Source organism: Candidatus Lernaella stagnicola (genome assembly GCA_030765525.1).
In the GTDB taxonomy this organism is placed as follows: Bacteria; Lernaellota; Lernaellaia; order Lernaellales; family Lernaellaceae; genus Lernaella; species Lernaella stagnicola.
Genome location: JAVCCK010000041.1, coordinates 101,807 through 112,792 on the forward strand (window position 1 = coordinate 101,807; position 10,986 = coordinate 112,792).

11 protein-coding genes are annotated in these 10,986 nt (G+C 57.8%); 2 read left to right on the forward strand and 9 right to left on the reverse strand.

Features of this window, described 5'->3' with window-relative positions:
* Window positions 1-3 precede the first annotated feature (3 nt).
* Complete coding sequence (locus P9L99_19240; GenBank protein MDP8225504.1) at window positions 4-1,455, reverse strand: hypothetical protein; 1,452 nt, start codon at window positions 1,453-1,455, stop codon at window positions 4-6.
* Between the two features lie 124 nt (window positions 1,456-1,579).
* Here P9L99_19240 and P9L99_19245 point away from each other — a divergent pair, with 124 nt between their 5' ends.
* Together P9L99_19245 and P9L99_19250 are read left to right on the forward strand one after the other, a co-directional pair.
* Window positions 1,580-2,614, forward strand: coding sequence for an FAD:protein FMN transferase (locus P9L99_19245; GenBank protein MDP8225505.1), 1,035 nt, complete (start codon window positions 1,580-1,582; stop codon window positions 2,612-2,614).
* Window positions 2,607-3,485: a hypothetical protein gene (locus P9L99_19250; protein MDP8225506.1), complete on the forward strand. Its 879-nt coding sequence runs from the start codon at window positions 2,607-2,609 to the stop codon at window positions 3,483-3,485. Before P9L99_19245 ends, P9L99_19250 begins: the two co-directional genes overlap by 8 nt.
* A 139-nt stretch (window positions 3,486-3,624) precedes the next feature.
* Here P9L99_19250 and P9L99_19255 read toward each other — a convergent pair whose 3' ends face one another.
* The 8 genes from P9L99_19255 to P9L99_19290 form a co-directional block, all read right to left on the reverse strand.
* On the reverse strand, window positions 3,625-4,827 hold the full coding sequence (locus tag P9L99_19255) for a PQQ-binding-like beta-propeller repeat protein (protein ID MDP8225507.1): 1,203 nt from the start codon (window positions 4,825-4,827) through the stop codon (window positions 3,625-3,627).
* Entirely contained in the window at window positions 4,827-5,636 is an 810-nt protein-coding gene (locus P9L99_19260; GenBank protein ID MDP8225508.1) for a tetratricopeptide repeat protein, read from the reverse strand. Before P9L99_19260 ends, P9L99_19255 begins: the two co-directional genes overlap by 1 nt.
* A 59-nt stretch (window positions 5,637-5,695) precedes the next feature.
* Window positions 5,696-6,088 carry a VanZ family protein gene (locus P9L99_19265; protein MDP8225509.1) on the reverse strand — a complete coding sequence of 131 codons (393 nt, stop codon included), beginning with the start codon at window positions 6,086-6,088 and terminating at the stop codon, window positions 5,696-5,698.
* Window positions 6,089-6,097: 9 nt separating this feature from the next.
* Window positions 6,098-6,601 carry a bifunctional nuclease family protein gene (locus P9L99_19270; protein ID MDP8225510.1) on the reverse strand — a complete coding sequence of 168 codons (504 nt, stop codon included), beginning with the start codon at window positions 6,599-6,601 and terminating at the stop codon, window positions 6,098-6,100.
* 3 nt (window positions 6,602-6,604) lie between these two features.
* On the reverse strand, window positions 6,605-7,972 hold the full coding sequence (miaB, locus tag P9L99_19275) for a tRNA (N6-isopentenyl adenosine(37)-C2)-methylthiotransferase MiaB (GenBank protein MDP8225511.1): 1,368 nt from the start codon (window positions 7,970-7,972) through the stop codon (window positions 6,605-6,607).
* Window positions 7,969-9,390, reverse strand: a complete 1,422-nt coding sequence (gene amrB, locus P9L99_19280; GenBank protein ID MDP8225512.1) for an AmmeMemoRadiSam system protein B — start codon at window positions 9,388-9,390, stop codon at window positions 7,969-7,971. Before amrB ends, miaB begins: the two co-directional genes overlap by 4 nt.
* A 127-nt stretch (window positions 9,391-9,517) precedes the next feature.
* On the reverse strand, window positions 9,518-10,504 hold the full coding sequence (locus tag P9L99_19285) for a HEAT repeat domain-containing protein (protein ID MDP8225513.1): 987 nt from the start codon (window positions 10,502-10,504) through the stop codon (window positions 9,518-9,520).
* On the reverse strand, window positions 10,501-10,845 hold the full coding sequence (locus tag P9L99_19290) for a histidine triad nucleotide-binding protein (protein MDP8225514.1): 345 nt from the start codon (window positions 10,843-10,845) through the stop codon (window positions 10,501-10,503). The genes P9L99_19285 and P9L99_19290 overlap by 4 nt, the downstream gene beginning before the upstream one ends.
* Between the last annotated feature and the right edge of the window lie 141 nt (window positions 10,846-10,986).

The window sequence follows — 10,986 nt, forward strand, 5'->3', positions numbered from 1 at the left end:
CGGTTACCAGATTTCGATATCGACGATGTTGAAGCCCGTCAGGTCGAAGGTATATTCGACGGTCAGATCGACGGCGGAAATACCGTATACCGTGCCGTCGTCGGTCGCGACCCAGATTTCGTTGCGTGTGAAACAGGGCTGCATCGCCACCACACGATCACCGTCGGGTAAGACGATCGGATCGTCCTGCGAGACAACCCAATCGCCGCCGTCGATCGAGTAGGCGTACACGTTCGGGGCTTCGCCGTCACCGATCCAAACCTGTCCGGTGGAGAGGGCAGCCAACGTAGCCATCTTGCCATCCATGTTCACGAAGCCTTCGTGATTCGCCACCTCATAGAAATCAAGTCGCGAACCCGAGCCGGCGTCGTCTCCCGAACTCAGGACGATGGCATAATCCTGGGCGCCTGCGACCTTGATAGGATTCGGCCATTCCACCGACCGCCGTCCGACGATCGCGTTCATCGTATTGCCCGAGCCGTCGATAAAGTAAAGGTAGCCCTCGTTGTAGACGCCACTGCCGGGTTCGGTATTGCTACCCAAGGCCAAAAGGAAGACGTCGTTGACTCCCACGTCCGTGGGGTAGGACAGGTCGTTCAGCAAAATCATGCCGGCCATGTACGAATTCTCCCAGTTGTCTTCGAGCGGCCGGAAAATGGAGAGATCGTGGTTGGTATTCTCGACGATATACAGGTTGTCGTTGTTCTCGATCGCCTCAACGCCGATGTGCGCCGGAAGCAAGGTAACGTTCGAGACTTCCTTGACGTCGTCGGGGTCCAAATCGAACAGGGAGACATAACCTTGCTCGGCGAGCGAGACAATCGCGCCGTAGCTGTCGTACATGATCGTCATCGACTGCAGTTCGCCGTCGAGCGTCGTGCCGAGATAATTGGCGGTTTCCGTGTCGTTGCCCACGTCCAGTAGGGCGATTCGGCCGCCTTGCCCCACCACGAATACGTCGCCGGTGACCCACAGATTCGCCGAGGCGGTGATCGTTTCGCCGTTGCCCACATTATACCAACTCGCTTGCACCAAGGTCTTGCCATTGCTTAATGTCGTGGCCACACCATCCGTGTTTATGGAAGCGATCGCGGTGTCCGCTATGCTCCAATCCACCGGTACATTGTTGACGTCGTTACCGGCCGTGTCTCTCCCGTTGGCCCCGTAACCAATCTCAAAGCCCACCGGCTCGGCGGTGAATTCCGGCTTAATGAACAGTTCGGTAAGATCGCCCTCGAACGGCGTGTCGTCGTCGTCGTCGTCTCCACCGGTGTCGTCGTCGCCGCTGGTGTCGTCGTCATCGTCACCTGGGGAAGGGGAGCCGCCGTTGTCGTCGTCGGCACCTGCGTCCGGGTCGTCGAGGCTGTCGTTCAATGTGCCGCTGTCGCCACCACCGCAGGCAAAGACAACCAACAAAAGCGCCAATAGCGCTACCAGGATCAGCTTGTTTTGCATCAGTCGTTCTCCTTGCGAACGTTTGCGACAGTATAGCCCTATTGAAAAATAGGACGCAAACCCTTGACGCCTGCCCGGGCACGCCGTTTACTAAGCGCTACCTGCTTACCGAAAGGACCGAAGCGTGCGCCATAGAGTGTTAGCCGGCCTGGTCGTGCTAGCGTGGTTGATGGCCTGTTCGCCGGAGCCGGCGCCGCTGCCGCGTTCTCCGAGCCCTGTTAGTGAGCGGCGCATTCTCATGGGCACGCAGGTGGAAATCAATATCTTCGGCACCGCGAAATCATCTGCGCAACAGGCCCTCAAAGCCGGCTTCGACGCCATGGAACAGGTGCAGAGTTGGGCTCATCCGGAATGGCCGTCCTCGGAACTGTATCAACTCAACGCAGCCGCGGGCAAAGAGCCGCGTAAACTGAATCCCCAGTTGTTCGCGGTGCTCAAAATGGCCCACGAAATTTCGATTCATTCTCAAGGAGCCTTCGACGTTACGTTCGCCGGAGGCGGAAAACTGTGGGACCTCAAGAATCCGGAAGCTTTCCGCGTGCCGACCGACGCCGAATTGCGCGAAGCGATTAAATCCATCGACTACCGCCGCGTAAAACTCGATGAATCATCGCATTCCGCGTTCATCGAAGATTCCGACACGCGTGTCAATCTTGGCGGCATCGCGAAGGGATGGGCGGCCGATATGGCCATGCAGGCACTGAAAAAGAACGGCGTGCAAAACGCTATCGTCAACATCGGCGGTGACATGCTGGTAGCCGGCAGCAAGAACGGCGTGCCTTGGCGTATCGGCGTGCAGGATCCCCGCCGACCGCGTGGTTCGTATTTCACGGTGTTGGAGGCGACGGGTTCGCTCGCCATCGCCACGTCGGGAGATTACGAACGCTTCGTCATTCACGATGGGATTCGCTACCATCACATCCTGGACCCGAAAACAGGACGCCCGGCGCGGCGCTGCCGGAGCGTTACGTTGGTGGCGTCCACCGCCGCGCTCGCCGACGCTCTGGCAACGGCGGTGTTTGTTCTAGGTCCGGAAGAGGGCGCCGCCATGCTGCAGAAATATTACCCTGAAACCGATTCGCTCATTATCGACGCCGTGGGAGCTACTCACGAAACGCCGGGTTTCTCGGCGTGGCAGGCCGGGGATAAAGATGAATAAGTCCTTGAAATACTTGATTATTATCTCATTGGGGGCGGCGTTAATCTTCGCCTTGCTGAGCTATCTGAACTTGAAAAAATCTATAGATATCAAAGAGTTATCGGAGGCCGTCGGCCAGATAGGCGAGATGGAATCGCATCTAATCGCCAAAAAAATTGATTGGACGGCCGTGGAGAAGCTGTATTCCGGACCATTGAAGAACTTCGTGAAGGAAACCAAGCGTTTCGCAAGCAATTCTTACCTACACGGGAAGATTGTCGATTCCATTACCGAGGGACAAAAGGGCGACGTGGGCGACGTGGCGGCGATTATCCTTCGCCGAACTTGGCTGCGGGTCTGCCTTTTTTACGTGGACGCCCTGATGGCGCCACAAGAGGAACAGGAGCAAAACCTCAGCGCCGCCGAGCGAATCGAACGTGTACACGTGGTTATGCCACCGGTGCGGCGATTCGTGGCCGCGAGTGGCGAAGTGGCTGAAAACAGCGTCAATGGAGCGCTACGCGCCTGGGAAGTGGATCCAGACAACCGGCAGAGTGCGCTGGACTTCCACGAAGCGGTGGCCGATGTGCTCGGCGCCACGATATTGATACGTCTTGCGCAGTGGCGTCGGGAGGACGTCAACACCGACAAGGGTTACCGCCGGGCATTGGTGCTGCAAGCCGAGATGCGGCAGCTCATCTTTCCAGTTTACGCTGAGTTCTACGACGCCAAAGGGCGGAATGCGTGGGAAGTGCTCACGGAGTTCACGAGGCGTCCCACGGAAATGGATCCGGAAGTTATCGAAGAGCGACTAAGCGAATACTTCGAGGGCCGACTAGAGAAAAAGGGGCTCATACCGAAGAATGAAGAGGCGACATCGCCAGCAGAGTAAGTTGCGCATAAGATATATTATGTAATGTTTTGTAACTATATGTCAACTCGTATACCCCCCAATGCTGAATATTCATCATCAACCATCATTTCAGCCGGTTATTAATGTTTTCCTGATGCTCTACTTTAGGTTCTGCGTCTTATCGAAAGTCGTAGTTCTTCTTGAGGCAATATAGGAAGCCATAGTTGGAGTGCACGTACACGGCATTGTCGGCCGCCACTAGTTCCGCGGTGACACCGAAACCGGGCCAGAAGCGCCATTGGCTTTTCCCAGTGTCCGGGCTTAGCGCGTACAGATAACCGCTCGAGCTTGCGACCAAAAGGTGCTCGCCAAACATCGCCGCGTTGGTCGGCGCCTTGAGTTTCCGCCGCGGCTTCTTGGCCACCGAGCGCTTCTTATCTTCTTCGCGGAGGTCGAACTTCCAAATCTCCTGCCCTGTACGTTTTTCCAGGGCACGGACGATCCCGCGGTCGTCGGTGGCAATCACGAAATCGTCGACGATCGTCGCCCTCTGTACGCTCCCACTTCGGTACGTCCATTGAATCGCACCGTTGTCGCGCGACAGGCAGTAGAAGGTTCCTCCGTAGCTCGCCACATAAACCCGATCTTCTTCCACCAGCGGCGTGGCGTCGATATCGATGAACCGTTCACCTTTTTCAAGCAGTGTCTTGAATATTTCGGCACCGTCACTGGCGCGGTATGCCAAGAAGTAGCCATCCGCATAACCGGCCAACACCCGGTCGCCGTCGAGCACCGGGCTTGCGACGCCGCGTATCGTAAAACCATTTGGAAGCTGACGCGATTGCATCCACTTCCATTTGCCGTCTTTCAGCGTGATGGCGTAAAGGCGCTCGTGGTTCGTACGAATGAAAACCAATTCGCCGTTGCTTACTATGTGGCCCCAAACTTGCCCTTGTACCCGATAGGTCCAACGCACGAAGCCGGATTTCCGATCCAAACAGTAGACGTAGCCGTCGCCGTCGCCGAACACGACGTTCTCGCCCACGACCGTCGCCGCCGATTCCACGACGCCGAACGCGGAGAATTTCCAAATAATCACGCCCGTGTCGGCATCAAAGGCGATCAATTCCTTGTTGTTATTGCCGAGATAAACGACCCCATCATGCACGGTTGGAATACCGTATTGCATCGGCCGGAACAGGTCTTCCTTGCCTTGCTCAACGAGGTTTTGCACCCAGGCAACCCGCAGCGGCCGTTCTTCCGAAGTCTTACCGTCCGGACTCGGCGCACTCAGCAACGCCGCGTTGCCGGCGCAACCCGACAACGACCACACGGCGGCCACAAAAAGAAATACGGCAATAGACTCGAGAAAACGATGCATCAGGATGGTTTCTTTCGGGAAGCCTCCAGCCACTTAATCTTGTTTTCCGCTTGTCGCTTCAATTTTCCGACCTGCGGACCGAGGCTGATTTGCACGTTGTCGACTTTCTTTAGCGTCGCAATAGCTTCGTCGATTTTTTCTTGTTTCTCATAGATCCGCGCCAAATCGAACATGGCCAATAGCGAAGTCGTTGTGCTTTCCCGCTTGACCAGTTCCAGGAATGCTTTCTCCGCTTCCGGCAATTTGCCCAATTCCTCGTAGGCGTAGCCGACGCTCTGCTGTGCCAGCGGCGCGAATGGCGCGTCCGAACCGACTTTCTCCAGGTACTTCTCGTAGCGAGTAACCGCTTCTTGATACTCTTTCAACTCGTAGTAGCCGTTGCCGGCATAGAACAGCGCCAGTTGCCCGAATTCCGTATCGGGATACTGCGTCGCCACCGCGTCGTAATTCTCGGCCACCGCCGACCACTTGGCGTTCGCGTCGGTATAGGCTCCCAGAGCCTGGGCCATCGCCGCGTTTTGTTCGTACTGTTCGGGCGTGATCACCGGAGCGCGGTTCATCGCATCAGCCAGCGCCATCAACTTGGCGGCGCTGTGGCGCTGATAAATCGTGAGGCCGAACACCGTCCCGGCCGCAATTACGACCACGAGCAGTACGGCGCCCGCCACGATGAGGGGCTTCTTGTACTGTCCCCAAAAGTCCCTGTCGCTTACCGCGGCGACAACCTTCCCGGTGACATCTTTCATCGTCGCCAGGAATTTATCGTCTTGCTTAATTTGCTTACGAGTAATCTTAACTTTTCGTGCCACAGGCCCGCTCTCCCAGTGTCAAAAATTCCGCCGTATGCTATGGCCGGTATCTAAGTGTGTCAATCCACTTCGAGACTCCGGCGCATCGTTTCCCACCACCGGTACAACACTACGGCCGCCGACGCCCCGATTACCGCGCCGGTCAAGTCGCACCACGCGTCTACAATATCCGGCTCGCGCCCCGGGGTAAATGCCTGATGTACTTCGTCGGTGACGCCGAAAATCCCGGCCAGCAACACCGCTATCGAAACTACACACCATCCGGACCCGCCGTAGCGAGAATCTCCCCGCACCCATCTCGCCGTTAGTAGGCCCAACAATCCGAACACGGCCAAGTGGGCGAACTTATCGGCAAAGACGACCGTCGACGGCGCGGAAATCGATTGCGACGATAAAAAGAAAATAACGCAGGCCAACGCTACGGGCGGACCCGCGAGGTGCAACGTGCGCAACGTCGCGTCCTACATTCGGTATTTGCCCAGATCGTCCGGATCCAAGCTTTCCAGAATCTCTTTCCACTTGTCGTCCATCGACTTCTCAGCATGCTCGAGAGCTTTCTTGTCCAAGGCTTCGGCCCGCTCGAGCACGCCTTCTTCGACGAAAATCTCGGCCTCGACGCGCAGCGCCATGGCGATCGAATCCGACGGACGCGCGTCCACATCAAATTCGTTGCCTTCGTCGTCTTGGAAGAAGATACGCGCGAAGTAAGTATTCTCCCGCAAATCATTGACGAGCACCCGCGACAACCGCATACCGGCGTTTTCCAGCACGCTGACAAACAGGTCGTGGGTCATCGGCCGCGACAACTCTATCTTCTCAAGCTGGGTGGCAATCGAGCTGGCTTCCAAAATTCCGATCCAAATCGGTAGCGTGAAGCGGCCTTCCTCATCGCGCAGGACGACGATCGGCGAGTTGCTACTCGGATCGACGGTCAATCCTACGACTGACATCTTGATGGCGGCCATGGTTTACTCCTTTTCGTCACGCGGCGTAACTGCCTTTCCCAGCAAGTGATTGGCATACGCCTGTAAGCACTCTACCGTGACCACGTCGCCCACCGCAACACCATCACCCGCGAAGTGGACGCCCCGATAGCAACCCGATTTCCCGCTCCAAGGATGATCTTGGTCACGATCTTGCCGCCGTTCAACCAAAACTTCCACTTTTTGACCGACTAAATTTTCGTGCTGCCGTAACGTGATTTCCCGCTGCATTTTCTGTACCGCCATCAAACGGGCGATCTTCTCCTTTTCCGGAACGTCATCATGCAATTTTTCGGCGGCGGTTTCCGGCCGCACGGAGTAACGAAAAACAAAGGAGTTGGAATACCCGACCTTAGCAACCAGGTCCAGGGTTTGCTGAAAATCGGCCTCCGTTTCACCGGGAAAGCCCACCAGGATATCGGTCGTGATGGCCATGTTCTCGCGTACGTCTCGCAAGCGCTGAAGGCGATCGAGATAACGCGCGACTTCGTAACCCCGATTCATCGCGCGTAACACGGCATCGGAACCGGCCTGCACCGGCAAGTGCAGGTGATTGGCGAGCTTGGGCAACTCGGCGAAGGCTTCAATCAAGCGGTCGGACAAATCTTTGGGATGGCTGGTCGTGAAACGAATCCGCCGAATCCCTTCGATCTCATGCACCTGGCGGAGCAGGGCGGCGAAGTCCACCTCCCCTACCCCACTGCCCTGCCCGTAGGAATTGACGTTCTGGCCCAGCAGCGTGATTTCTTTGACGCCCTTGGCAGCCAATTGCCGCACCTCACGCAAAACTTCAACGACCGGTCGGCTGCGTTCCCGGCCGCGAACGTAAGGCACGATGCAATACGCGCAGAAGTTGTTGCAGCCACGCATGATCGTCGTGAATGCGGCGACCTTCGACCCCTTGCCGGGGATTATCTCACCGAAGTCTTCGACGTCTTCGTCATAAGCCGCGGCGAAATCAACATCGACGATGCCGCGAAAACCGTCCATCAACTTGCGGGCGTGTCCCGGTAATCGCCCGATGGCGTCGGTGCCCAGCACCATGTCGATGTGAGGATATTTGTGTAGCAACTTCGCTGCGCTGCGCTGCGCGAAACAACCGGCGACCACAATGCGCATCGCCGGCCTGTCGCGGCGTAATTTTTTTAGCCGGCCGATTTGAGACAGCGCTTTCTGTTCGGCTTTCGCGCGGACCGAGCATGTGTTGAAAATCACGAGGTCGGCGTCGGCCGCGGTCGCGGTCTGCGTGAATCCTTCCAACTGCAGCAGACGCAGCATGCGCGCGGAGTCGTAGTCGTTCATTTGGCAGCCGAAGGTACGGAGATAAACTCGGCGCGCGGTGTGGTCTGTCATTCGGCGAAAACCAGCGCGGAGAATCTTTCGATGCGTGTACTCGGGTCGCGCCAGCAGTCGCCGGACATGCCGGCCTTAACGCACGTTTGAGTCAGAAAGGTCTCGCGATCCCAACCTTGTTCGACGGGGACCTGCGGCAACAGCAATCCGCGGTGCCAACCATCGGACATGATTAGCCCGTGTTTGCCCACTTCGATTTCGGAAACGTTGCGAACCTTCTCCGGCGGCGTCAACACCGAAATCTCGATGTGCAGGTTATCCAACTCGTCGGCCCGCACGGCGGGGAAGCGGGGATCCTGTGTTGCGGCGGCAACCGCCATATCACGCACGCACTGCCATAAGGGGATGCGGGCGATGATTTGACCGATGCACCCGCGTAGTCGGTGGTTTGTTTTCGTGTGTAGCGTCACGAACGCCGCGCCGTCGGCCAGCAGCGTCGGGCTTTCCACGTCAAAGTCCGGTCTCTCTCCGCTTCGTACGAACTTCTCGACCGTCTCCCGCGCAATGCGAAGCAACGTCTTCTTCTCCGCATCAGTCAGATACTCTTTCGCGTCGGGCTCCTGCTTCTGGGCCGCGGCCTCGCCGTTCCCTTTCGCCGCGACGCGCGGATGGGTATACAGGGCCAGCGAACCGTAGCCGACCACGCGACTCTTATCGCCGCTGGTGTCCCCCGAGTTTTGATGGGCCAGCAATTTGATGTCCCCGCCACCGGCTAGATGGAAGGTTTCCAGCAGCGTGGTTACCGGCCCCAAACCGCACATGCGCTCATGCAGCTCCGGCGCCTGGTACAACGCTTCGACATCACCCTTTTCCAGCAACGCCAAGGTTTCCGAATCGATCTTCTCGGCCGCATCGTACGAGCGAAAATGCGAGAGGTCGGTACTGGCCACGTACAAGACGTTCTTGTCACCGAAGGTGGAGTGCAACGCGCCGGCCAGTTGCGTCAGTTCCAACCGCCGCGCGCGACCGATCACGACCATTACGACCGGCGTGTCGGGAACCGCGCGTTGGATAAAGGGCAGTTGCACTTCCAGGGAATGTTCCTGACGAAACATGGTGTCACCGAGACGAATGAACGATTCACGTTCGGCAAGCTCTTGAGACAGTTTTCGATCGATGGCGACCGGTCCCAAGGGCGTCATGTAGCGGTCGTAATCCAAAACCTCCACGTTTCCCGGCACGCTGTGCGAAAGGCCCAACACGACGACCACGTCGTAATTGTATCCCTTGGCCGCACGGTAGGAATAACCGGCGACGGGCCCCGAAAACACATAGCCCGCATGGGGCGCAATGACGCCGAACGGCTTGCCCAGGTTTTGCGGCACGCTAGCGTTCTGTATGAAGTCGTCCACCTCGCGCTGCAATTCATCTTGCCGCGAGGTGTAAAAGCGGCCGGCGACGACGGGTTGGAAAGTCATGATGTCCTCTCCCTTCGCATCTGCAGACTGTTTGTCGACGGCCGGCGCATCGCACACGGGAGCCGCCAGCGCGGCGGTGGCCAGGACCGTCAATATACATAGTGTGATTCGACGAAACATCCCGAAGTCAGAAATCGCGCTTCATCTCGTACTTTTGATAGATCTTAAGTAACGCCTGTTCGCACGAAGCATGAAGCGTCTTCTGCTCCTCTTTTGCGCCGCTTTCCGCCAGCGCTTGTTTCAAAACCGGAACCGCGTCCTTCGCGTCCAGAGTGCCCAATACATAGGCAGCAACCGCGCGCGTCTCGACGCCCTCTGTTTTTCTTTTCAAAACCCAACTCGCCAATTTGACCGCGCGACCGCGTGTGGCCGGCGGCGCATCGACCCCGATGTTACCGACCGCCAATACGATGCGCTTGCGGGCGTAGTCGGGTTTCGTGTTGTACGCGTCGATCAACGGTTCCACCGCTTCCGGACCGATTTGCACAAGCGCGCCGGCGCTGGCCCGCGCCACTTCCGGAGAAATGTCACAGAGTCCGTACTCCAGCAAGAAATTCGTGGCCCGCCTGTCGCCGATCGCGCCCAGAGACTGCGCCGCCGCCGCGCGTACCGAGACCGACCGATCGCGCAGCAATTCAAACAACGGCAACAACGCCCGGTCGTCGCCCATCACGCCGAAGGCCGTCGCCGCTTGCGCGCGAACTTTCGGAGCCTCGTCCTTCGCCGCCTGCAACACCGCCGCGAAGGCGTCGTCACCGCCGATGCGTCCCAGGGCGTAGGCAGCGTACTTGCGCACGGCTGCACTTTTGCTTTCGGTGCTCGCCTTCACCAGCGGGAAAACGGCCCCGTTGCCGATTTTGATTACCGCGTGCGTGGCCGCCGTGGCCATGTATTGGTCCTCCGCCGCAAACTTGGCGATCAGCGGGTCGATGGCTTTGGCGTCGCCCAGTTCCCCGAGTGTCATCGCCGCTCGCATCGCCGCGGCGCCGTCGCCGGTATCCAATTGCACCAGCCAGCAGTCGACGTCACTGTCGGCGCACGATTCGGCGTGCGTCGGCGCGGCCGCCATCGTGAGCAATGCGACTACCCAAACAAGTATGATCGATCTTTTCATTCGCCCCACTTTTTGCCGCCTAACAAATGGAAGTGGATGTGAAATACTCGCTGCCCGCCCCACTCGTTGACGTTGTGCAGCACCTTGAATCCCTGCTCGGCCACGCCAAATTCCTTCGCCAATTTGCACGCGACGCGAAAGACGTGGGCGACCAAGTCAAACTGGTCATCGGCAACGTCGAGCAAAGTAGGAATGTGCGCGTGCGGAATGATCAACACATGCACCGGCGCCGCCGGATGGATGTCCTTGATGGCAAAAACTTTATCGTCTTCGTACAGCTTTTCCGACGGAATTTCACCCTGGTCGATTTTGCAGAAAAGACAATTCGGATCGTGATCCATATCGCAACCTTTCCCCGCGTTTAACGAACGAGGCTAAGGTGCCATTTGGACCCATGGGGGTCAAGTGGTGCGGCAAGTAGATAGAGAAGAGGGGCAAACGCCCATCTCGCTTGCCCCTCAGCGCCCCGTAGGGCTTGAGTC